Source organism: Anthropogastromicrobium sp., from assembly GCF_037349415.1.
GTDB lineage: Bacteria > Bacillota > Clostridia > Lachnospirales > Lachnospiraceae > Anthropogastromicrobium > Anthropogastromicrobium aceti.
In genome coordinates this window covers 61,746-85,345 of sequence record NZ_JAXWCK010000026.1, presented here as the reverse complement: position 1 = coordinate 85,345, position 23,600 = coordinate 61,746, and the positions used below count along the sequence as shown (strand labels likewise).

At 41.6% G+C, this 23,600-nt stretch carries 15 protein-coding genes; 11 read left to right on the top strand and 4 right to left on the bottom strand.

The window, feature by feature from the left end:
* The first annotated feature begins 48 nt into the window (after window positions 1-48).
* The 5 genes from WJP93_RS04815 (at window position 49) to WJP93_RS04795 (ending at window position 8,827) form a co-directional block, all read left to right on the top strand.
* On the top strand, window positions 49-1,752 hold the full coding sequence (locus WJP93_RS04815) for an extracellular solute-binding protein (RefSeq protein WP_066563800.1): 1,704 nt from the start codon (window positions 49-51) through the stop codon (window positions 1,750-1,752).
* A 157-nt stretch (window positions 1,753-1,909) separates the two neighbouring features.
* Window positions 1,910-3,412, top strand: a complete 1,503-nt coding sequence (locus WJP93_RS04810) for an alpha-L-arabinofuranosidase C-terminal domain-containing protein (RefSeq protein ID WP_337547172.1) — start codon at window positions 1,910-1,912, stop codon at window positions 3,410-3,412.
* 1 nt (window position 3,413) lies between these two features.
* Window positions 3,414-5,795, top strand: coding sequence for a TIM-barrel domain-containing protein (locus tag WJP93_RS04805; protein WP_337547171.1), 2,382 nt, complete (start codon window positions 3,414-3,416; stop codon window positions 5,793-5,795).
* A gap of 72 nt (window positions 5,796-5,867) precedes the next feature.
* Window positions 5,868-7,265, top strand: a complete 1,398-nt coding sequence (locus tag WJP93_RS04800; protein WP_337547170.1) for a family 43 glycosylhydrolase — start codon at window positions 5,868-5,870, stop codon at window positions 7,263-7,265.
* A 56-nt stretch (window positions 7,266-7,321) separates the two neighbouring features.
* A complete protein-coding gene (locus WJP93_RS04795; RefSeq protein ID WP_337547169.1) occupies window positions 7,322-8,827 on the top strand; it encodes a carboxylesterase family protein in 1,506 nt (501 codons plus the stop codon).
* A gap of 59 nt (window positions 8,828-8,886) precedes the next feature.
* Here the strand turns inward: WJP93_RS04795 and WJP93_RS04790 are convergent, their stop codons facing one another.
* Entirely contained in the window at window positions 8,887-12,390 is a 3,504-nt protein-coding gene (locus WJP93_RS04790) for a glycoside hydrolase family 2 TIM barrel-domain containing protein (protein WP_337547168.1), read from the bottom strand.
* A 169-nt stretch (window positions 12,391-12,559) separates the two neighbouring features.
* Between WJP93_RS04790 and WJP93_RS04785 the strand changes: the two genes are divergently transcribed.
* The 4 genes from WJP93_RS04785 to WJP93_RS04770 all read left to right on the top strand — a co-directional run bounded on the left by WJP93_RS04785 (window position 12,560) and on the right by WJP93_RS04770 (window position 15,725).
* Window positions 12,560-13,513 carry a mechanosensitive ion channel family protein gene (locus WJP93_RS04785; protein ID WP_337547167.1) on the top strand — a complete coding sequence of 318 codons (954 nt, stop codon included), beginning with the start codon at window positions 12,560-12,562 and terminating at the stop codon, window positions 13,511-13,513.
* Window positions 13,514-13,611: 98 nt separating this feature from the next.
* The gene (locus WJP93_RS04780; protein WP_337547166.1) at window positions 13,612-13,947 is read left to right on the top strand and encodes a PadR family transcriptional regulator; all 336 of its coding nucleotides are present in this window, start codon (window positions 13,612-13,614) and stop codon (window positions 13,945-13,947) included.
* A 74-nt stretch (window positions 13,948-14,021) separates the two neighbouring features.
* Window positions 14,022-15,119, top strand: a complete 1,098-nt coding sequence (locus tag WJP93_RS04775; RefSeq protein ID WP_337547165.1) for a permease prefix domain 1-containing protein — start codon at window positions 14,022-14,024, stop codon at window positions 15,117-15,119.
* Between the two features lie 39 nt (window positions 15,120-15,158).
* Window positions 15,159-15,725: a hypothetical protein gene (locus WJP93_RS04770; RefSeq protein WP_337547164.1), complete on the top strand. Its 567-nt coding sequence runs from the start codon at window positions 15,159-15,161 to the stop codon at window positions 15,723-15,725.
* A 9-nt stretch (window positions 15,726-15,734) separates the two neighbouring features.
* Here WJP93_RS04770 and pdxT read toward each other — a convergent pair whose 3' ends face one another.
* Both pdxT and pdxS read right to left on the bottom strand, forming a co-directional pair.
* Window positions 15,735-16,346 carry a pyridoxal 5'-phosphate synthase glutaminase subunit PdxT gene (gene pdxT / locus WJP93_RS04765; RefSeq protein ID WP_337547163.1) on the bottom strand — a complete coding sequence of 204 codons (612 nt, stop codon included), beginning with the start codon at window positions 16,344-16,346 and terminating at the stop codon, window positions 15,735-15,737.
* Window positions 16,346-17,245 (bottom strand): pyridoxal 5'-phosphate synthase lyase subunit PdxS, encoded by a 900-nt coding sequence (gene pdxS / locus WJP93_RS04760; protein ID WP_337547162.1) that lies wholly within the window; start codon window positions 17,243-17,245, stop codon window positions 16,346-16,348. The genes pdxT and pdxS overlap by 1 nt, the downstream gene beginning before the upstream one ends.
* A 124-nt stretch (window positions 17,246-17,369) precedes the next feature.
* Here pdxS and WJP93_RS04755 point away from each other — a divergent pair, with 124 nt between their 5' ends.
* Complete coding sequence (locus WJP93_RS04755) at window positions 17,370-18,809, top strand: PLP-dependent aminotransferase family protein (protein ID WP_337547189.1); 1,440 nt, start codon at window positions 17,370-17,372, stop codon at window positions 18,807-18,809.
* 128 nt (window positions 18,810-18,937) lie between these two features.
* Here WJP93_RS04755 and WJP93_RS04750 read toward each other — a convergent pair whose 3' ends face one another.
* Entirely contained in the window at window positions 18,938-21,385 is a 2,448-nt protein-coding gene (locus tag WJP93_RS04750) for an alpha-L-arabinofuranosidase C-terminal domain-containing protein (protein WP_227101719.1), read from the bottom strand.
* 180 nt (window positions 21,386-21,565) lie between these two features.
* Here WJP93_RS04750 and WJP93_RS04745 point away from each other — a divergent pair, with 180 nt between their 5' ends.
* The gene (locus tag WJP93_RS04745) at window positions 21,566-23,524 is read left to right on the top strand and encodes a right-handed parallel beta-helix repeat-containing protein (protein WP_308731823.1); all 1,959 of its coding nucleotides are present in this window, start codon (window positions 21,566-21,568) and stop codon (window positions 23,522-23,524) included.
* Window positions 23,525-23,600: the final 76 nt, after the last annotated feature.

Genomic DNA, 23,600 nt, shown 5'->3' with positions numbered 1-23,600 from the left:
AGTAAAAATCAAAGAAAATCAAAGAAAATCAAAAAGGAGGATTTTACTATGAAAAAGAAAAATGTAGCAAGCATGGCAATGGCAGCGATGATGGCAGCAGGCGCACTTCCAATGAATGCGTGGGCAGCACCAGAAGTGAATCATGATGAACCCCTGACAATCGAAGTTTACGATGTGGCAGCAAACTATCAGGGTATGCAGACTGGATGGTACGCAAAGGAAATCAAGGATCGTTTCAACATCGAGTTAAACATCGTTGCGCCGCAGGTATCTGGTGATGCAGCATCTCTTTACCAGACACGATGTGCATCTGGTGATCTGGGTGATATTATTATTCTGGATAATGCAGATATGCAGGATTGTGTTGATGTAGGTCTGATCGCAGATATCAGCGAGGATCTTCCAAATTATGAGAATCTCATGAAATATGATGAGCAGATTAGTCTGTTTAATGATTCGATAAATGAAGTAATCGGAACGGAAGGCGTTTATGCAATTCCGGCAGAGATGAACTCCAATGGACCGACTGAGTACAAGGAAGATACTGTAGCTGTAATGCCAAGACTTGAGTGGGATCATTATGTAGAAGTTGGCGCACCAGAGATGAAAAATCTTGACGATCTGTTAGATACCTTAAAGAAGATTCAGGATGCTTATCCGACAAATGAGGCTGGAGATAAGACATATGCACTGAGCTTATGGCCAGATTGGGATGGCACAAGTATTGAGAATGTAAATCAGCTTACAAAGTGGTATGGTCAGGAAGTAAATGGTTCTATTTTACTGGGAACAGATAATTCCATCACACCATTAACTGATAAAGACGGCGCTTACTATAAGATGTTAAAGTTCTTATATAAGGCAAATCAGATGGGACTGGTTGACCCAGATTCCGCTACACAGGACTGGAATGCAGCATGTGACAAGATGCGTCAGGGAAGAGTTCATCTGTTCTGGTACAACTGGCAGTATGGTTTCTGGAATTCACCAGCTAAGGGTGAGGCTCGTCAGAATTATCGTGGTATTCCGCTAGAAGATCTGAATATTTATCAGGCATCAGATACCTACTATGGCGATGGCCGTGCATGGGCAGTTGGTTCTAACGTGTCAGATGAAGATAAGGCGCGTATCCTTGAATTTATGGATTGGCTTTGCTCACCAGAAGGTCTGACTATGCAGCATATTGGTCAGGAAGGCTTTATTTATACTGTAAATGATGATGGTACATATACACTGACAGATGCTGGTATGACAAGATTTGCAGATGATCCTCAGGTACCAGAAGAACTTGGCGGCGGTTCCTGGACTGATGGAAATAACCAGATAAATCAGTGGCTTGTTGCAAGTATTGAGATGAATCCAGAAACAGGAGAGACATTTGGAAGTGATTACTGGGCATCCTTCCTTGAAAAAAATAACACAGCAACAAACAAAGAGTGGAGTGAGAAGTTTGGTTCTGAAACTGAAGTTTCATATCTGGAGGAAAATGGAATGCTTAATATTGTTCCGAATGTAAACCTTGTACTTCCAATTGATACAACCGATATCGCGCTGATCAGAAGTCAGTGTGGCGATCAGGTCAAGGCAACATCCTGGCAGGCAATCTTTGCATCAGATGATGCTGAATTTGATCAGATGTGGGATGAAATGTGTGTTACACTTGAAGGTCTTGGATGGGACCAGCTTGTTGAGTTTGATACAGATAAGTATCAGGCAGTAGTAGATGCAAGAGAGGCAGCAGTAGCAGAGTAAATGAAAATGAGTTGTTCTGGGCTGCATATATAAAGTGATCTGAGGTCAAAGGGGAAAAAGAAAAAAGGAAAAGACAGACACAGCATGGATGATCTGGCGGGGAAAGGCAAAACTGCTATTCTCCGCCTTTTCTATAAGAAAAGGAGAAAAAAATATTATGAAGCTTTATATTAACGAAAAAAATAGAAAAGGTCATATTGAGCCGGAGATTTACGGGCATTTCAGTGAGCATTTAGGCCGCTGTATTTATGAGGGAATTTATGTGGGAGAGGATTCGCCAATCCCAAATAAAAATGGTATGAGAACAGATGTGGTTGAGGCTTTAAAGAAAATTAAGGTTCCTGTACTTCGCTGGCCGGGCGGCTGTTTTGCTGATGAGTATCATTGGATGGATGGTGTTGGTCCTAAGGAAAGCAGAAAGCAAATGATCAATACCAACTGGGGCGGTGTGACTGAGGATAATAGCTTTGGAACACATGAATATTTTGAACTGTGCGATCAGCTTGGCTGCAAAACATATGTCAACGGAAATGTTGGAAGCGGCAGTGTGCGTGAGATGAGCGAGTGGGTTGAATATATGACATTAGATGGTGTGTCACCGATGGCAGATCTCAGAAAGAAAAATGGCAGAGAAAAGCCGTGGAGAGTGGACTATTTTGGTGTTGGAAATGAAAACTGGGGATGCGGCGGAAATATGACACCTGCTTACTATGCTGATCTTTATCGCCGTTATCAGACATATGTGAGAACATATGACAGCAATGCACCGATCTTTCGTATCTGTGGCGGTGCGAATGCTGATGATTATAAGTGGACAGAGGTGGTGCTTCGCGAATGTTTTGCAGAGCCGGCACCAAAAGAAGTACATGGCATGATGGATGGTCTGTCTGTTCATTATTATTGCGGCGCAGAAAAGGGACCACATAAGGGAAGTGCGACAGACTTTTCAGAAGATGATTACTGGTACACAATGAATCGTGCGCTCGGCATGGATGAGTTGATTTACAGACATGGTGCAATTATGGATCAGTATGACCCAGATAAAAAAATCGGTATGATGGTGGATGAATGGGGCTGCTGGCATGATGTAGAGCCGGGAACAAATCCGGGATTTTTGTTCCAACAAAGCACAATGAGAGATGCACTTGTAGCAGGAGCTACATTTAATATTTTCAATCGCCATTGTGATCGTGTGAAGATGGGATGTATCGCACAGATTGTAAACGTGCTTCAGTCAGTTATTTTAACAGATGGACCAGAAATGATTCTTACACCGACCTACCATGTGTTCCATATGTATCGTTTCCATCAGGGAGCCGAGCTTCTTGAGAGTTGCCTGTCTGAGACAAAGAAGGTAGGAAATGATAAGTATCAGATGGATAACATTCAGCAGTCAGTATCACAGGATAAAGATGGCGTAATTACTATAACACTTGTCAATACATCACTTGATGGTGAGGAGAATATCGAAGCTGTTTTGATGGAGGAGACACCTAAAAAGGCAGAGGGCTTTATTCTTCACGGCGGATTAAATGATTATAACGAGTTTGGGAAAGAACCGGTTTTATATGAGAAGCCGCTTGATGTGCAGCTGACACAGCGCGGTGTGAAGTTTGTGGTACCGGCATGCTCAGTAGTGACGGTGCGTGTGAGGGAATGAAATGCTGATTGCAAAACCAAGAGTAAGTGAACAGATTATACAAGGAATCAGACAGAAAAATACATTGCTCTTGCTGTCACAGGCAGGTACAATTCGATTTATACCGATGTCCGATTGTGCAGTGCGAATTATCTGTACGAAAGCGGATTGTAAGGATACAAAAGAACCGATTTTGCCGAAGGAAGCCTTTGCACAATGGTCATTTGCAGAAGATGACCAATACATTTCTATTAGGCTTGCAAAGCTTACGATAAAGATAAATAAGAAAACCGCTTCCATTTCTTATTATAGACCAGATGGCACACGTTTGCTGAAGGAGCGAGATAGGGATAGTAGAACTATGGAGGCGTTCCAGTCTTACCGTATGGAGCAGGCAGGAAAGATTACGCATATTCAGACAGCAGACGGCGTGAAACAGTTTGTAAAGGATGCAGTTCGTGTGCCCGATAAGCAATTATATCATACTAGGATGCATTTTGAGTGGCAACAGGGGGAGGCGCTGTACGGACTTGGCCAGCATGAGGAGGGCGTGCTTAATCTTCGCGGTCATCAGGTGTATCTTCATCAGGCAAATCGAAAGATTGCGATTCCGCTTTTGGTGTCAAGTCTTGGATATGGCATTTTAATGAATACATCGAGTACAATGATTTTTAGCGATACAGAGTACGGTTCGTATTTGTATACTGAAGCAGTACCCCAGCTTGATTTCTATTTTATCAATGGTGAAGGAATGGATGGTGTTGTACGTGAGTACAGAAGGCTTACGGGAAAGGCATCAATGCTTCCGCGGTGGGCATTTGGCTATCTGCAGTCACAGGAGCGCTATGAGTCTCAGAAGGAAATTTGCCAGGTGGCCAAAGAATACCGAAAACGTGGTATTAGTTTGGATGGTATTGTGTTGGACTGGTGTTCTTGGGAGGACGGAATGTGGGGACAAAAAAGCTTTGATCACAGCCGTTTTCCAGATCCATCAAACATGATTCAGACACTTCATGATGAGGATGTTCACTTTATGATTTCAATTTGGCCGAATATGGATCCAAAGTGTGAAAATCACAAAGAAATGAAAGAAAAGAATTTGTTGCTTCCATTTTCAGATATTTATGATGCAAGGAATGAGCAGGCAAGAAAATGCTATTGGGAACAGGCAAAACAAGGATTATATCAGTATGGTGTAGATGCGTGGTGGTGTGATTCAAGTGAGCCATTTACACCTGAATGGAGCCATACAGAACGCGTGGAGCCAGCTTTACAGTATGAAGAATATAAGAGGACGGCAGGAGATTATCTTGGAGAGGAGCATACGAATGACTTTGCACTGTATCATGCAAGAGCTATCTATGAGGGACAAAGAAGTGAGATAAAAGGCAGCGATAAGCGTGTCTTTAATCTTACGAGAAGTGCATGGACAGGTCAACAAAAATATGGTGCTGTTATGTGGTCAGGAGATACCGCAGCCAGTTGGGAGACTCTTCGCCGCCAGATTCCAGCGGGACTGAATTTTTGTGCTAGTGGATTTCCATACTGGACAGCAGATATCGGTGCGTTCTTTGTAAAAAGAGGAGATTACTGGTATTGGGATGGTGAGTATGATGATACCGTGGAGGATCCAGCATATCTTGAACTATATACGCGATGGTATCAATGGTGCTGTTTTCTTCCTATATTTAGAGGACATGGTACGGATTGTCGACGTGAACTGTGGAATTTTAAGGGAGCGGATGGTGTATTTTATCAGTCTATGCTTCGAGCAAATAAGCTTCGGTATGAACTTCTTCCTTATATATATTCGACAGCAGGAAAGGTATGGCTGTATGATGCATCTATGATTCGTATGTTGGCCTTTGATTTTCCAAAAGATGCTAAGGCACTTGAGATTACAGATCAATATTTATTTGGAGAGAGCCTGATGGTATGTCCTGTGACAGAAACCATGTATTATAAGAAGAGTGCGACAGGAGCAGAAAAGCAGGAAAATCCGAGTAAAGTTCGTGATGTATATTTGCCAGAAGGCTGCGGATGGTATGATTTTTGGACAAATACGTATTATGAGGGTGGTCAGTGGATCGAGGCAGAGGCACCGATTGAGCGTATACCATTGTTTGTAAAAGAAGGAAGCATTTTGCCAATGCAGCAGCCGGTGAATAGTACGGCAGAGATAGTAATGCCAGATAATCTCACATTTACTGTGTATGCAAAAAAAGACTGCATCTATGAGCTATATACAGATGACGGTGATGGATATGCGTATGAGAATGGTGCGTATACGCTAGAGACCTATATGTGGAATCAGAGCGAACAGATTCTTAGAGATAGCAAGGGCAGGGAAGTGGATCGCTTTCGTGTAAAAGTTGTTTCTGCTTATGGCAAAGTCTCAAAGTGACCGTGTAAAAAAGCTATGGCCAAGTAACATTTTGTGAAAGGAATAAAATTAAGAAAGGTTGGTATTACATTTATGAAAAAACAGGCATTTAATCCATATCTTCCGTCATGGGAATATATTCCAGATGGAGAACCATATGTATTTAATGGACGTGTGTATGTTTACGGATCGCACGATTTTTATAATGGATATGTATTTTGTATGGGTGATTACGTGTGCTGGTCTGCTCCAGTAGATGATCTGGGAAACTGGCGATATGAGGGTGTGATTTATAAAAAGACACAGGATCCGGAAAATTCGGATGGAACGATGTGTCTGTACGCTCCTGATGTCACAGTTGGACCAGATGGAAGATATTATTTATTCTACGTGCTTGATAAGCTTCCGGTTGTATCAGTTGCAGTTTGTGATACACCAGCAGGAAAATATGAATTTTTAGGATATGTTCATTATCCAGATGGCACGCGTCTTGGCGAAAAAGAAACAGATGAGCCACAGTTTGATCCAGGTGTAATCACAGAGAAAGATCAGACTTATCTGTACACAGGTTTTTGCGGAATTGGGGATAAGTCGAGAAGCGGCGCGATGGTGACAATCCTTGATAAAGATATGCTGACTGTGAAGACAGCACCGAAAATTATTGTGCCGGGAAGTGAGTACAGCAAGGATACGCCATATGAGGGTCACGCATTTTTTGAGGCTCCGTCTATTAGAAAGAGAGGCGACACATATTACTTTATTTATTCGTCTGAGGTTATGCATGAGCTTTGCTATGCGACGAGCAAGGAGCCTACGGGCGGCTTTAAATATGGCGGTGTAATTGTAAGTAACTGTGATCTTCATATTGATACATATAAGCCGGCAGATATGCCAACTGCATATGGTGCTAACAATCATGGAAGTATGGTTCAGATTGGAGATGACTGGTATATTTTCTATCACAGACATACAAACGGTACGTGGTACAGCAGACAGGGATGTGCAGAGCGCCTGACATTTGGTGAAGACGGCAGTATTTTCCAGGCAGAGATTACTTCATGTGGATTAAATGGCGGACCACTAGTTGGAGAGGGCTATTATCCGGCATATTTGGCATGCAATTTATTTACAAATGAGCCTTCTATTTATGTAGACGAACGTTTTCCTAAAATCATGCAGGATGGAAGAGATGGTGATGAGGATCCTGCATATCTTGGTGCAATTGTGGATAGTACAACAGTTGGCTTTAAATATTTTGATATGAAGAACATTCATCAAATTTCGATTGATGTTCGTGGTTATATAAAGGGAAGCTTTGAAGTAAAAACTGCATGGGATGGCAAAGTGTTGGCACAGATTCCTGTAGAGTACACGAATGTATGGAAACATTATAGTACACCAGTTGACATGCCAGATGGTGAGCAGGCACTTTATTTTACATTTAAGGGAGAAGGAAAGGGTTCACTGAAGGGCTTTTATCTGGAGCACTAGTAATTTCTGTGAAAGAGCGTTATAATCAAAACAGCGTTTTAGAGAGGAGAAGATCAATGATTCGACAAACAAAAACAGAAAATGGTCTGGTGCGCGGTATTGAGGCAGCCGATCCGCGTATCACAGCTTTTCGCGGTGTTCCGTTTGCTGCACCGCCTACAGGGAAGAATCGCTGGCGCGCACCTTTGCCGTGTGAGAATTGGGAAGGAATAAAGGATTGTGCACGCTTTGCACCGATTTCTGTGCAGGATACGCCAGGCATAGGTGATTCTCTATACAATAGAGAGTGGCATGTTGACCAGGATGTGCCTATGGATGAGGATTGTCTGTATCTAAATATCTGGACAGGAGCAAAAAGCGTGGATGATAGACGTCCAGTTCTTGTTTGGTATTTTGGAGGCGGCTATCAATGGGGCTATACAAGGGAGATGGAGTTTGACGGAGAGCGCCTTGCAAGACAGGGAGTTGTTGTTGTTACCGTCAATTATCGTGTGAATGTATTTGGCTTTTTGTCACATCCTCAGTTGACAAAAGAGCAGCCAGAAGCACCGTCCAATTTCGGAAGCCTTGATCAGAAGGCAGGTCTTGAGTGGGTTGTCAGAAATATTGCTAATTTCGGAGGTGATCCAAATAAGATTACAATTGCCGGACAGTCGGCAGGCGGTGCAAGTGTAATGTCGCAGCTCGCATGTGAAGAAAATGAAGGAAAAATTTCCGGTGCGCTTGTGATGAGCGGTATGATTGGAAGTCCTTATGAAAAGACACGTTTTGGCACACCGACACCTTTAGCTACGGCAGAGCAGATCGGAAAAGACTTTTTTGAATTTCTTGGCGTAAAAACCTTAGAGGAAGCAAGAGCACTTGATGCATTTGAGATTCGTGATAAGTATTCTGATTTTGCTAAGGATCATCCGCGTATGTATACTGTGATTGACGGTGTATTCTGCAAGGAAGACCCGTACAAAAAAATGCTTGAAGGAAGAGGCCTTTTAGTGCCTCTTATGGCAGGAAACACATCAGATGAGTTCTTAAATCATATTGAAGCTAAGGACGGCGAACAGCTTTTAAAAAAGGCAGAGGAACTTTTTAAAGATAAGGCAGATCAGTTTTTGTCATTTGAAGAAAATAAAAAGCAGACACCAGAGGGCTTTTCGCCTGTCAGTGGAATTGAGTACAGCGTAAAGCGAGCATTTTTATCAAGAAAAGCTACAGGCTGTAATCAAAACAGCTATTATTATCGTTTTGATGCTGATATTCCAGGATGGGACAATGCAGGCACATTCCACTCGTGTGATTTATGGTTTTTCTTTGAGACACTTGCCAAATGTTGGCGTCCATTTGACGGCCATCACTATGATCTGGCGCGTCAGATCAGCAGTTATTTTGTCAACTTTATTAAAACTGGCAATCCAAACGGAAATGATTATAATGAAAATAAGCTTCCAGAGTGGAAGCCATACTGCGATGCAGACCGCTATGAAATGAATTTTACAAAAGATGGCGCAGCAGGTGGAAGTACAGAGACTGAAAGAATGCGCTTTTTACTGGATAATGCAGAATAATTAAAAAAACAGGCAGAGAAGATCTTAATAGATTTTCCTCTGCCTGTTGGCGTTATCAGTTAATTATTTTTCTTTACAAAATGAATGCTTTTTAAATCAAAGTTGCTTCCAGGCAGGAATAAAAGAGTAACTGTCTGAGAGCCGGAGAGTACATTAACTGGGAAGCATTTTGTCGTATAGTCTTCGCTGTATGTAAATTCAGCAATGTTTAATGATTCCTCTTTGCCGTTTGAGGTGCGCACATGAATGGTATTTTTTGCAATCGGGGAACGTCCAGTGATCTCGATTACGGCAGAGGTCTCGTTTCCAAAATCCATATCTGTGTATTCAATTGTCACATTGTTTCCAATTCCGGTGATAGCATTGTCTGTGCGGCAGAAGGCATCGCCGTAAATACGGTCAATATCAGATGCGGCAAATGTGGTCCATGCCTTTTCCAATCTATGGAAAGTTAATCCGCCTATATGAAGCTTACGGTCTGTCACTTGTATTGTAAAGGTAGTTACACCTTTTAAGCGCTTTGGAAGTCTAAATGTTTCTTCCTGATACTGATCCCAGATCATCTTTTTATCATAGCGTCCAGTACAAAGAATTGTACCAGGTTTAGATTTTGTTTTTCCTTCAATAAAGGTCAGATCAACAGGCTGACTTTCAGTCTCAAAAATTGGAATTGTGACAGTATCAGTTCCAAACGTGCCAAAATCAAAAGGACCGTAAGTGATACTGGTAGTTCCTTCAGAACCAGTTGCGGTGCCGTGAGCATTTCCATTTGCCACTTCACCTTCAGCATATGTATATAAAGAACCGACAGTAAAGCTATATGGATCAAGATTCATAGTTCCGATTTGCTCTGCTTTAAATTCAAGCATTGAATAAAGAACAGTGCAGCCGCGGCCATTTGTTACGCTGCATCGAACAAAGAAGTTGCCATCAGCAAAGGCTAGAATGCGAATGTGAGTGTCATCAATTTGTTCAAGTGTGGCGTATGGCACGACAACACCCTCAGCGTTTGTGACCTTCCAGTCAAGCGGCTGTGCTGCTGCATTTGCAGGATGAGTAACAGCGCTAATTACAGCAGATGGTTTGCTTGCTGTCAAAATACAAGGGTCCTCGCAGGAAAGAGTAATGCTTCTAACAGGAATATCAGTGGCATGACTGACTGCATCAGCAAGTGGATCGCGAGTAATCGTCATAATGTGAAGATCATCAGAGCAGCGATTTTTGCAGGCAACTGTATTTAATGTTAAAACAGCATCCTTCAATCCATCAGATGATGCAGTTACGGTGATTGTTCCGGCATTTAATGTCGGCGCAATAATGGCTAAAAGCTTTCCGGAGAACAGGCGTCGGCAGTCACCCTTGTAAGGCTCATAGTCTGTACTGTCGCCATTATCAAGTCCGGCAAGCAGTCCTTCGCCTTCCACTGTAACGTGAACTCTATTAGTTGCATTATCAACAGGATAGCCGTCTGCGTCAAGTGCATCAATCGTAACAAAGATCAGTTCTTCACCATTTGCAGGGACTTCTAATCGGTCTGCACTAAGGCGAAGAGATGAAGAATCACCAAAGGAATGTTTAGTATCACGGGCAATTTCATTTCCAGCTTCATCGTAAGCGATTGCAGTAAGCACACCTTTTTTATAAGGAAGTGACCAGTCAGCGATTATGTTATCTTCTTGTGTGTGTGCAAGCTTTTTCTCACCAATAAGAGTATCATTAAAAAATAGAGCAGCCTTTGGTGCATTTGTGTAAACGCGAACATCAATCATCTGACCAGGATTAAAGTCCCAGTAAGGCAGGATGTGGATCATAGGATTTGTTTTTGCGTCTGTCCACACACTTTGATAAAAATAGTAGGCATCCTTTGGAAAACCGGCTGTGTCGATCTGTCCAAAGAAGGAATTTCGAGACTGATACGGTGTAGGTTCACCAATATAGTCAAAGCCAGACCACAGAAACTGTCCTAAGGAAAATGGCATATGAAGATCAGAAACAGCGCAGAACTGCTGGTTTTTTGCACCCCAGTTTACAGTACTGTTTCCAAGGCTTGAGCATTGACCATCATCGTCAGTCAGTAATGGTTTTGCAAGCGGAAAATGATATATGCCGCGGCTTTGTACTGTGGAGCTGGTCTCACTTCCATAGATGACCCAGTCTGGATGATCGGCGTGCTGTTTATTATAGAGTCGCTCAGCATAGTTGTAGCCTGCAATCTTTAATATGTCAGCACATTTTCTTGCATTTTCGCCCTGCATGAAGTTTGAGCCGATTGTAGGGAGTGCATGACCATATGGGTCGTGGAGCAGCACCTGTTCTTTCAAGTAGCGTGTAATTTCCTGGCCGTGTTCATTGGCGTGCGTGTCATAAATTTCATTTCCGATGGACCAAAGAATTACACAAGGGTGATTTCGGTCACGACAGATCCAGCTTTTGACATCACGAGCACTCCATTCTTTAAAGAAGCGTGCGTAATCGTAAGTGGTCTTACTCATTTCCCACATGTCAAATGCTTCATCGACGATGAGAATACCCATTTCATCAGCTAACTCTAAAAGCTCGACAGCAGGCATGTTGTGGGTGGTGCGCACCGCATTAACACCCATACTCTTTAAGATCGTAAGCTGACGTTTAATTGCAGAGCGGTTTACAGCAGAGCCAAGTGCACCAAGGTCGTGATGCTGGCAGACACCTTTTAATTTTATGTGGACATCATTTAAGAAAAAGCCCTCATTTGTGTCAAAACGCGTTGTGCGAAAACCAGTTGTGATAGTCTCAGTCTGAATTGCTGTGCTATTTTCAGACAGCGTACAGACGATTTTGTAAAGATTTGGTTCATTTATGTCCCAAGGCTGTATATTTGTTAGTGTGACTGGGGTGTCCTTAGGGATTTCAGAAAGAATCACAGTGCCGTCTAATGTCTGTACACAGAAAGAAAGAGACAGAGAAGCATTTGGATTGTCATTTTCAGATGCGAAGAAATCCTTAGCAGACTGTTGAATGCCTTCTTTTTCCAATGTAGTGTGCATGCAAAGCGACCAATTGCCATTTTCTAGGCGGTGTGTTTCGGCAGCGATACCGTCAGATGCTATGTGGACAGCTGGAACCTTTTTAAGCCAGACACTTCGATATATACCGGCACCAGAGTACCAGCGGCTATTAGGTGACTGGTAACGTACATGAACAAGAATTGTATTTTCTCCTGTTTTCAAAAATGGTGTCAAACGAACCTCAAATGAGGAGTAACCATATTTCCATTCACCGGCCTGCATTCCATTTACAAATATTGTACAGTCCATGTAGACACCCTCGAAGTAGAGAAGCCAGTCATCATCAGATGACGCGTCAAAGGGGAGAATATCACTGGAAATTGTTTTTTGATACCAGCCTTCGCTGTTTTCATAATGATCAGCACTGTTTGCAATTAGCCAGTCATGTGGAAGATTGACAGGATGAAATCGCGAATCATTTTGTGCTGGAAGAGTAGGTGAAAGTGTTGTAGCAGTTTCAGATAAGGGCTGCTTAAAAAAGAGCCATTCTGAGTTGATGCGTCTGCAAGTATTCATAAAAAACCATGCCTTTCTGTGACCTGTCGGGATCTCGGCAGGCACTATTTAATTAAGGCTACTTTAGCATATAAGCTTTTAAGGTGCAACATATAAGTTTAATTAAGGATATTGGCATTTTGGGGGAGTCTATGTTATAGTTTTGTTAACAGCAGGAAAGGAGAAGACAATGAAAAGTTTTAATTGGTTCAATGATTTAAGTTCAATTTTAACTTTAGATTTAGCAACTGCAGCAGTTGAGGAAACGGAGCCTGAAAGTATGGAATTTCTGGCAAATGAGCTTGGCGATAAGGTGGAAAAGCTAAGCCAGATTTCATGGAAAGAAATGTTTGAGAGGTATGTGCCGGTTGTATGTGACTATTTGCTTCGCGTTGCATTAGTATTAGTGATCTTTTTTGTCGGCAGAAAGCTGATTAAAAAGATAGTAAGCTTATGTGATCAGGCATTAAAACGTCATGGCATGGAGGTGACTGTGCGCCGCTTCTTTTGCAACGTGATCAATGCACTTGGCTATATTTGTATGTTGGGCATATTGTTGCAGACGGTAGGACTGACGGCAACATCGCTGACTGCACTTGTAGCATCTGCTGGTGTTGCAGTTGGTCTTGCGCTTCAGGGAAGTCTTTCTAACTTTGCAGGAGGCGTGCTGATTTTACTGATGAAGCCGTTTGTCATTGGTGACTACATTGTGCAGGGAAATACAGAAGGCACAGTAAAGGAAATCGGTCTGGTGTATACAGAATTAATTACAGCAGATAATCGTCTTATTGTAATTCCAAATGGTACGCTGATTGACAGCAGTATTGTCAATGTAACAGCAACGGGAAAGAGGCGTCTTGAGTTATCTGTGGGAATCGGATATAAGTCTGATTTAAAAAAGGCAAAGGAAGTGTTGATCCGTCTGGGAGAAAATGATCCCGCAAGAGATCCGGAAAATCCTGTCAATGTATTTGTGGCAGAGCTTGCCGAAAGCTCCGTAAATTTAGGACTTCATGTGTGGGTTTCATCATCAGAATATTGGAATGCAAAGTGGCGCCTCACAGAAAATATTAAGATGGCATTTGATGAGGAAGGAATTGAAATACCGTTTAAGCAGGTTGAGATTTCAGTAACAAAAATGTAAAATGAAAAAAACTTGACAGCAGTCATATACCATGATAATCTATACATAGATATACGAGGTATTGGCTGCGAAGTTTATTCAAGAAGGAAAGGAGTATTATGAGCGTTAATAAAGAATTGGTAAAGGGAAGCACATCTATGTTAGTACTTGGTGTGCTTGAGGAGAAGGAAATGTATGGCTATCAGATCATTAAAGAATTGGAGCAGCGTTCTGAAACTGTTTTTTCCCTGAAGGAAGGAACACTTTATCCGATTCTTCATGTGCTGGAGCAGGATGGCTTTCTGGAAGCATATTGGGAGGATACGAGCTCAGCGAGAAAGCGCCGCTTCTATAGGATTACAAAAAAAGGGAGAAAAGAGCTGGACAGACAGAAAGAGGAATGGAAGGAATATGCAGGAGCAGTAGGAAGGGTGCTGCAGCTGCAAAATGCGTAATATGCGAAAAAGTGACATAGCGCTTTGCTGAATATTTCTGATCTAAAGTATATGAGGAAAGGGAAGGTGATTTTATGAGTGATATGGGGACGAATGGTGCTAATCAGACAGATAATGGACATATAGAAAAGATGAATGCCTTTCTTGACAGGGTAACAGAGGAAATTGTTGGCTTGAGAGAAAAAAAGATGGTTCGTGAGGAGATGGAAGATCACATTGAGGACGAGGCATTTGAGCTCATGGACGAGGGAATGAATGAGAGCGCAGCTTATGTAGAGGCGGTGAGTCGCATGGGTGATGCAAATGAGCTTGCGCATGAACTTATGCTTGCGCATCCATACGATTCCAACAATGGTTTTAATAAGATGCTTACCGTTCTTTGGATTGGAATTTTCTTAATCTGGCTGCCAGATGTCAATAATATGCGACCAGATGCGATCAGTTGGATAGGAACATATATTATGATATTTTCCTTATATCGCATGAGAACAATCAGCAAGTCATTTCGCAAGGCGTTTTATGCATCATATGGATTGGGCTTACTGATGCCGATTACTGTCTTGGCACAGACACAGCCGTATGCAATTTTGCAGACAATCTTGCGAGTGGGAAACATGATTGCTTCCGGAATTGTTCTTATGATGATGGCAAATTATTTAGATGCAGCAGTAGAAACAGAATTAAATAAAGACGATGGCAGTATTGCCTGGGTGCTTAAGGTCTATATTTGCGCAGAGACCCTTCTGATATTGATTCTTAACGCGATTCATGGATTTCCAAAGGAAAGTGTCAATATAAATGTAAATGGTACGTGGGGCTTTCTTATTATAATTGGAGTGATTGCACTTAAAATTTGTGATATTTTGTTTATTATCAAAACATGGAAGATCAAGCGTATTTTGCAGGAGGAATCTTACGCTGGAATTGAGCCATTTTCATGGAAAAAAATTTGGGGTTATTTAATTCCACTCGTGGGCATGACACTTTTACCAGCGCTTGTCAGTATAGCAATTTCCATCTGGCCAGTACATGGCAAATATATGATGAATCTGCCAGAAAAAGAATTTTCACAGCTTTCAAATGAGGAGGCGAAGGAGCAACTTTTATCCATACTTTCAGAAGATGAGAAGACAGAGCTAGAATCATACGACATTTTTTATTTTGACAGATGAGGAGAAGGAAACTGGGAAATAAGCGAAGGAAATCCAAAGATGTGGCTGCTTCGCGGCAAACGTGTGGTGCCGGATATTGCAAGGGGACAGCAGGAACGCGTAGCTACATTTACCGTTTGGGAAAATCCAAAGGTTGGCTTTAAGGCGGCCAGTGGATTTTGGATTGCCGGACGATATGATATGGGCGATGATATAAAAAAGACTTGCCATCAATCATTTTTCGCCTATGAAAAAGATGGAATGTTGTATGAATTTGAGCCAAGCCGCGTGTGGGAGATGCCGCGAAAGACAATTGCCGAATATGCATTAAACCATGGTGCAGACCGTGTATACTGTTATCAGGCACTCACTGTTTGGCGTTTGGCTGATTATAATGTTCAGGTTGGCTACGAGGCAGCAATTCAGCATTCGCCGCTTCGCATCCTATATGATGATTTTGTTGTAAAAGAGGATAGCAGAAACGGCGGATATGCGATCACTGAAATTGTCACATTGAATAACCAGATGAGCCTGTTAGACTATGGAACTGTGAGAACCCAATCGAATTCTGTGTGGGAAAAGATTGGTGGAATCGCTCATTTTGTTGGTGAGGAAGGAGAAGAGTGAATTTTCACTTTATGCTACTTTGATAGAATCTTTCACGCAGTCAAGAAACGCCTGATGAATGCGTGTGTCTGGATCCAATTCTGGATGAAATGCAAATGCAAACTGATTCTTGTAGCGTACTCCTACGATACGGTTATTCACAACGGCAAGGATTTGACCATTACCAGAAGCAAGAGCATCCTTATCCATTTCTACAACGTATGGTGCGCGGATAAAGGTCATTGGGACAGCACCTATGCCTGCGACATCTGCTTTTGCATGAAAACTTGCTAATTGTCTTCCGTAAGCATTTCTTCTGACGCGGACAGGCAGTGTGTCAAAATATGAATCTGGTTGCCCATCAATTTGTCCATCAATAGCAGAGGCTAAAAGAATCATTCCTGCGCAGGTTGCAAGGACTGGAAGACCGTCCTCGATCTGCTTTTTTATTGTGTCAAACATGTCAAGCTCACGAAGGAGCTTTCCCTGAACGGTACTCTCGCCGCCCGGAAGAATCAATCCGTCATAATGTTTTTTTAAATCCTTAGCCTGACGCAGTTCTATGCAGTCTGCGCCGAGAGAGCGAATCATCTTTTCATGCTCTGCAAAGGCACCCTGCAGAGCGAGAACTGCAATTGTCATTATTTACCTCTTTCTGCCATTAAAAGTGCGATTTCCTGTTCATTGATTCCGACCATAGCCTCACCTAAATCAGCGGAAAGCTCAGCAATCATCTTTGCATCCGTATAATTGGTGACAGCCTTTACGATTGCGGCGGCACGCTTTGCCGGATTGCCAGACTTAAAGATACCGGAGCCAACAAATACACCCTCAGCGCCAAGTTGCATCATAAGTGCTGCATCAGCAGGAGTAGCCACACCGCCTGCAGCAAAGTTTACAACAGGGAGACGGCCATTATTGTGAACATATAAAACAAGATCATACGGAACCTGCAGCACCTTTGCAGCTTCAAACAGCTCATCCTCACGCATAGATGTCAGCTTTTGGATTTCGCTGTTCATCTTTCTCATATGACGAACAGCCTGTACGATATCGCCAGTTCCAGGTTCACCCTTGGTACGAATCATAGAAGCGCCCTCGTTGATGCGGCGAAGTGCCTCGCCCAAATCCTTAGCACCGCAGACAAACGGAACACGGAAATTTCTCTTATTTATATGGTATACATCATCAGCCGGTGAAAGAACCTCACTCTCATCAATGTAGTCGATGTCGATTGCCTCAAGTACCTGCGCCTCAACAAAATGACCGATACGGCATTTAGCCATAACAGGGATGGAAACAGCTTCCTGAATGCCGCGAATCATCTTCGGGTCGCTCATACGGGAAACACCGCCAGCTGCGCGGATATCAGCCGGAATACGCTCAAGTGCCATAACAGCACATGCACCAGCAGCCTCCGCAATGTGTGCCTGTTCCGGTGTCGTAACATCCATAATAACGCCGCCCTTTAGCATCTGGGCTAGCTCCTTATTTAATTTATAACGTTCAGTTGCAGTAACGGAAGTATTTGTTGTATCCATAGTGAGATTCTCCTTTTCCAAAGCTTTACTTTTGCTTTGCCTTGCATTATACTGACAAAGTGGACATAAGAAAATCCCCAAAATAAATATATTCAGTAAGGTCAGATTGGAGAAAAAAGATCAGATGTTGACATATAATTTAACCGCGACAGGGTCAGATTCACTTTATGAATCACTATATAAATGCATCAAAAACGACATTTTACAAGGGAAATTGTGCGCTGGTGAGAAACTGCCATCAAAACGCAGTTTCGCGAAAAATCTGGGTATAAGTGTGATTACCGTGGAGAATGCCTACGGTCAGCTTTCAGATGAAGGTTATATTTATTCGATGCCAAAACGTGGCTTTTATGTGTCAGATATTGATATGGTGGCAAATCCAAATACAAGCGCGAAAACAAGTGCAGATGCAAATTTGTTTGATGACTCTGCTAGTATTGCCTGCTCCCCTTACTTTGCCGATTTTTCCAGCAATCAGACCGACAGTGAAATTTTTCCATTTACTATCTGGACGAAGACTGTGCGAAGTGTGTTAAACGATAACCGTATTCAATTGATGATCAACCCGCCTTGCGGCGGCATCCTGCCTCTTCGTAATGCAATCGCCCGCTATTTAGGGGATTTTCGAGGTATGAAAGTCGCACCGCATCAGATAATCATTGGTGCCGGGACAGAATACCTCTACGGCCTTTTGATTCAGCTTCTTGGAAAGGATCTTATCTACGGTGTAGAAAATCCTGGCTATCATAAGATTGGAAAAATTTGTAAGAGCATGGATGTATCTTATCGCCATGTTGATCTTGATGAAAATGGTGTTTCTATCCATGAGTTAGAAGAAAAAAAGATTGATATTATTCATACATCACCGTCACATCATTTTCCAACAGGAATAGTAATGCCAGTCAGCCGCCGCTATGAGCTACTCGGCTGGGCTGCGAAAAAAAAGCAGCATTATATAATAGAAGATGATTATGACAGTGAGCTTCGATTAAGCGGAAAGCCATTTCCGACATTGCAAAGCATTGATGTTTCAGGAAAGGTTATCTATATGAACACCTTTACAAAAACACTTGCATCCACGGTGCGCATCAGCTATATGGTGCTGCCTGAGGATTTGGCAAAGCGTTTTTATAGTGAACTATCCTTTTATTCATGTACCGTATCCAATTTCGAGCAGTACACACTGGCACAATTTATGGAAAATGGAAGTTTTGAAAAGCATATAAATAGACTGAGAAATTATTATCAGAACAAGCGAGATGCGATCCTAAAAGAGCTAAAAAGCGGTTCAATCGGAAAATATATCACGATACAAGAGGAAGAAGCAGGAGTGCATTTTCTTATGCATATCCAGTCGGACTGCACAGAGGCAGAGATTGTCGAAAAGGCAAAGGCAGGCGGAGTAAAGCTAGATCCGCTGTCGCGCTACTACATAAAGAACACAGAAAAGCATGAACAAAACGGACAGGAGAATCCGTATGAGAATACTTATGTAATGAATTATTCTTCCGTCAATATGGAAAACATAAAGAAAGTCGTGCAGGTGCTGAGTCAACTAGGGTGACAGGTGTGGTGGCTCATTTACTTTCCCGGTGGCTTGGAAGTAAAAAACACTTAGATTTGCAGACTATTCGATTTATTATACTCATAAGAAAGTAACTTATGAGTATAATAATCGGAGATAAGCATTGCTTATTTTTTCTTTAATTTTAATACATTGACGGAAAGACCTGGGGCAGTAAAGGTAAAACATCTGCCAGCACCAGTTAACATTGTTGTTGTATCATGAACTTGGTCTGGATTGTCAAGGGAGTTTTCAAAATCAGCTTTTCCAGTGAGCTGCGAAACCTCATACTCTGATTTTACATCACAATCTATTGAAATGCAGACTGGATCATCTGTCTCGGAGAAGTTGACAATTTTTATTATTACACTATCGTCAGTATCAGTCGTGACAGAACACATAGATTGATAATGCGGCAGTTCAACAGTATCGATAAGTTTACCATTTAGATATAGACTGACTGCAGTTTTTGTAAGCTCATAGTGAAACTCATTATATTCCCCATAACGAAGTGAAATTTGTTTTGGCTCTGAATATTGAGTAAGGGAAATGCCGCCGCGATAGAGAGCAGCAGTATTGCCTTCAACAATCCAGCGCAGAGGCTCTAGATTAAAAAGCATCCATGGATCCTTTGGATTCGGATCAGTTCGGTCATAATAGCTGAATGGCTTTGGTGAACACAACATACCAACACCGATTCGTTTTCCTTTTTCAGCCAAAATTTGAACAGTAAAGCTGCCTTCGCGGCTTTCTACATCATTACCTAGAGCAATGCCAGGTAAAATTTGACTTCGAATTGACTGATTAGTAAATTCATCGGCATCATTTTCCTGTAAAACATATGAATCATTGTCCTGTATGGCTTTTCCATGCAGGCTTTTTGTTGGAAAAACAGGTATACTATTGAAAACAGCATTTTTCCAGGTTAATCCACAATCACCGTTGATGACAGGAAGACCATGCATAGATAGATAAATTTTTTCGCAGGATTCTTTGGAGGAAACTACCATGTCACCGCGATTCGCACCAAATAGTTTGAAACAATAGTAGCTTGGAATAACATAGCTTCTGCTATTATCAAACATTATGAGATTTGGATACCAAGATTGATAATGAACGTGGGAAAATAGCGGAGCATAAGAACAAAGCTTTACAACATCCTGATTTCGTTCAAAGCCAACCATAAACATAGCTTCTGAGATTGCAGCGCGCAGCTGTCCCTCATAAGTTTGGTTTACTGCAAATTCACCGACAAAAATGTTGGGATTCTTGCGGCTATAGTTATCATAAATATCAATATTTTCTGCAAAAAATTCAGGCATATTGTAATAATGATCATCTACAATATCTGTTTTTATTGTTTCGCTTCTTGTGTTGGAGACAATAATGATCTGAGGATAGCGTTCAAGCACAGCTTCTCGAATGCGATTAAAGCAAGCCTCATATTCAGGACCACTATTTTCATTGCCAATCTCTAGATATTTAAGGGAAAACGGTTCTGGATGACCCATTTTTGCACGCAGACTGCCCCAATGTGTTTGGCTTGAACCAAGTGCATATTCTAAGGCATTTAAGGTATCGTTGATAGCAAACTGCATTTGAGCTTCGTTGAAATAATAAGGACCGCGTCCCTGACAAGTCATACCACAGTTGCACACATAAAGAGCAGAAAGCTTTAAATCCTCACATAACTGCAGATACTCATGGAATCCCAGACCATTTGTAGTTCGATAGTGCCAAAGAAGCCAGTGGCTTGGACGTTCCCAAACGGGACCGACAGTATTACAGAAAAACATAGCTGTTTCAAGTGTAAAGCCTTCTACGATGCAGCCGCCTGGAAAACGCAAGAATGAAGGATGCATTTGTTCAAGCTTTTCTGCAAGATCCTTGCGAAGTCCGTGACCGTGAAATGTTTCTGCAGGCATAAGAGAACAAAAGCCAAGGTAAAGGGTTCCTTTTTCCTGACATTGAATGGAGAAAGTAGCATTTCTTGCTGTTTCAGTGGCCAGAAATTGTGCATCATAGCGTTTCCAATTAGCATCGTTTATGATGATATCGCTGCTGCAGGATGTTTGATTATTTATTTGAATGGATACCGTCAGATGCAGTGTTTGTTCTGATTTTGCAAACAGATAGAAATTATATGTATCTCCTTTTTCTTGATTAATGCCATTATATCCGATGTTATAGATTTTGCCATTTTCCTCAAAATCAACTTGAAGAGAAACGCGCCGATTATCATTGAGTGTATTATCTTTATTAAGCTGCATGTCTGCATTTTCGGAATACCAGGCAGGAATTGTGGTTGGTGCAATTTTTTGTGATGCGATCCAGTCATTCATTCCTTCGCCATTGTTGAACTCATCAATCCATCCTGTTGGAGAAGTAAATGTTTTGCCATTATCGTTTGTGATACAGCCATCGGGAAGCAGAGAATCCTCAAAGGAACGATTACGAAGCATCTCTGGATACAAGCCGCCGTCACCAGCATGGCTGATATCTTCAAAAAATAAGCCGTATAGATCTGGAGCAACAGGAAAACGTTTTTCCTGCGTTGAAATAGTAAGTTGACTCATGATAAAACCTCCTTATATATTTGTGTTACAGTCTATATAAACAGTAACATAGTTACATAGTAATACAACAAAAGTATAAAATAATACATTCTAAAATGATAAAAACAGTAGTACTATATGCTATAGTTTAACGTTTTTCTTACAATAAATCAAGTACAAAATATCAAAAAGGAGGAAAAAATGAAAAAAGATATTATGTCAGTACTTCCAGATGGAAGTGAATTTGTCAGCTGGGAAATGCCGTGTAGTTATGATACGGTGATTCATGTAAATCCAGCGCATAAGATGAGTGCAGACAATAATGATGGAAGCAGTGAGGCACCACTAAAAACAATTTCAGAGGCTGCAAGGCGTGCTGTGGCAGGTACAAAGGTTGTTATTCATCAGGGTACTTATCGCGAATGTGTTCGTCCTCAGGCTGGAGGAGAGGGACCAGAAAAAATGGTTTTATATGAAGCTGCAGGGGATGGAGATGTTGTTATAAAAGCTTCGGAAGAAGTGACCGAGTTTGAAAAAAGTACGGGCTGGATAATGGGAGAAATAGAAGGTGAGGAAAAAACTCCGATAATTTGGTGTCATCATTTAAACCCAGAGCAATTTAAAGGATATAATCCGTTTTGCGCAGTTAATATTTTGCATGACAGGTTATTTATTGAGTATGATAAAACAGATATGACACCATATTTAAATCGAAGAGGCATGGTATTTTGTGATGGAAAACCACTTGTACAGGTAGCACTTTATCGTCAGATGACAGAACAGCCAGGAAGCTATTGGGTAGAAGCAAATGGTCAGACGATACATTTTCGACTGGAAAATGATGAAGACCCGAGAATGCATACGATTGAACTTACATGCCGAGAGCAATGTTTTGCACCTGAGATTCCATTTCTTTCATATATTCATGTTAAAGGAATCACGTGTGCACATGCAGCGATGGGAGCACCAGTTCCGCAACGTGGAGCTCTTTCATGCATGCGCGGTCATCATTGGATTATTGAGAACTGCACAATTGACTGGTCAAATGCAGTTGGAATTGATATTGGAAATGAATGCTGGCATCATGATATTTTACCGGATCAACAAATCGGATATACAATTATTAGAGGATGTCATATCAAGGATGTTGGTGTTTGCGGAATTGCAGGATTATTTGCAGAGCATGTGCTTATAGAGGACAATTTAATCGAAGGAACAGGATGGCAGAAAATGGAATTGTCCTGGGAAGCTGCGGGTATAAAACTGCATAACAGTGTGGGAAGTCTGTTTCGTCGTAATATTTTTAAACGAACATATCGTGCCGATCATTTGTGGCTTGATTGCGGAAATGAAAATAACCGCATTACACAAAATTTGTTTTTAGATGGTATTGAGCAAAGAGAGGCAGTTTTTATTGAGTGCAGCAGAGATGAGACAAACTTGATCGATAACAATATTTTCTGGAACATAGAGGGCAGGTTTGACCAGGAAAAAATCCCGAAGGAGCCTGGTTCAAGTGGCTGGTATAAGCTGCGTGAACACGATGTGGTAAATGGATATGGTGTGTATGGTGAAGGAACTGATCATCTGTATCTTTCTAATAATTTCTTTGGAAAGTGCAGAGGTTCTGGATATTTTGCAAAGCCAGTTTCATTTCGCATGGAGCAGGATATGATGCGAGGCGGAACGGGACGTGATACTAGAATTTTTAACAATTTTTTCTATGAATGTGGTCAGTCTGCGATTACATTTCCTACACAGCATAATGAGGCAGAAAATAACTGTTATGCAAATCAGCCTTCTGGATATTTGCGTGTAATGTATCCAGAACCAGAGGTATGCTTGGATTTAAAAACATGGAAGGAATTTTATGGTTTTGATCAAAATGGACAGACTGCCTGGGTTTGTGTTAAGGTAGATACTGAGGCATATACCATTACATTTGATGAGGCAGCTAAAAAGCCGGTCTTTTTCCATGGACAGGAAAAGAGAATAAATCTGATAGACAACGCAGAGAAGTTAAAGCCAGTATCAACAAATACACTCACGGCAGGAGATTTCTTTGGGGAAGCTAGAGGAGAACAAAGTTTTCCAGGACCATTTACATCAATAGAAAACAAAAAGGTTTATTCTATTGACCCAAGAAAAAAGATTTATTAAACTATAAATGAAAAATATTTTCAATAACTATTTTCAAATCCATCGTGAATTGCTATAATGGCTTCTGAAAAAGACA

Excerpts from the sequence above, each read along its gene's own strand:
- WJP93_RS04815 (WP_066563800.1), top strand. The coding sequence starts at position 49 with ATGAAAAAGAAAAATGTAGCAAGCATGGCAATGGCAGCGATGATGGCA.
- WJP93_RS04810 (WP_337547172.1), top strand. The coding sequence starts at position 1,910 with ATGAAGCTTTATATTAACGAAAAAAATAGAAAAGGTCATATTGAGCCG.
- WJP93_RS04805 (WP_337547171.1), top strand. The coding sequence starts at position 3,414 with ATGCTGATTGCAAAACCAAGAGTAAGTGAACAGATTATACAAGGAATC.
- WJP93_RS04800 (WP_337547170.1), top strand. The coding sequence starts at position 5,868 with ATGAAAAAACAGGCATTTAATCCATATCTTCCGTCATGGGAATATATT.
- WJP93_RS04795 (WP_337547169.1), top strand. The coding sequence starts at position 7,322 with ATGATTCGACAAACAAAAACAGAAAATGGTCTGGTGCGCGGTATTGAG.
- WJP93_RS04790 (WP_337547168.1), bottom strand. The coding sequence starts at position 12,390 with ATGAATACTTGCAGACGCATCAACTCAGAATGGCTCTTTTTTAAGCAG.
- WJP93_RS04785 (WP_337547167.1), top strand. The coding sequence starts at position 12,560 with ATGAAAAGTTTTAATTGGTTCAATGATTTAAGTTCAATTTTAACTTTA.
- WJP93_RS04780 (WP_337547166.1), top strand. The coding sequence starts at position 13,612 with ATGAGCGTTAATAAAGAATTGGTAAAGGGAAGCACATCTATGTTAGTA.
- WJP93_RS04775 (WP_337547165.1), top strand. The coding sequence starts at position 14,022 with ATGAGTGATATGGGGACGAATGGTGCTAATCAGACAGATAATGGACAT.
- WJP93_RS04770 (WP_337547164.1), top strand. The coding sequence starts at position 15,159 with ATGTGGCTGCTTCGCGGCAAACGTGTGGTGCCGGATATTGCAAGGGGA.
- pdxT (WP_337547163.1), bottom strand. The coding sequence starts at position 16,346 with ATGACAATTGCAGTTCTCGCTCTGCAGGGTGCCTTTGCAGAGCATGAA.
- pdxS (WP_337547162.1), bottom strand. The coding sequence starts at position 17,245 with ATGGATACAACAAATACTTCCGTTACTGCAACTGAACGTTATAAATTA.
- WJP93_RS04755 (WP_337547189.1), top strand. The coding sequence starts at position 17,370 with ATGTTGACATATAATTTAACCGCGACAGGGTCAGATTCACTTTATGAA.
- WJP93_RS04750 (WP_227101719.1), bottom strand. The coding sequence starts at position 21,385 with ATGAGTCAACTTACTATTTCAACGCAGGAAAAACGTTTTCCTGTTGCT.
- WJP93_RS04745 (WP_308731823.1), top strand. The coding sequence starts at position 21,566 with ATGAAAAAAGATATTATGTCAGTACTTCCAGATGGAAGTGAATTTGTC.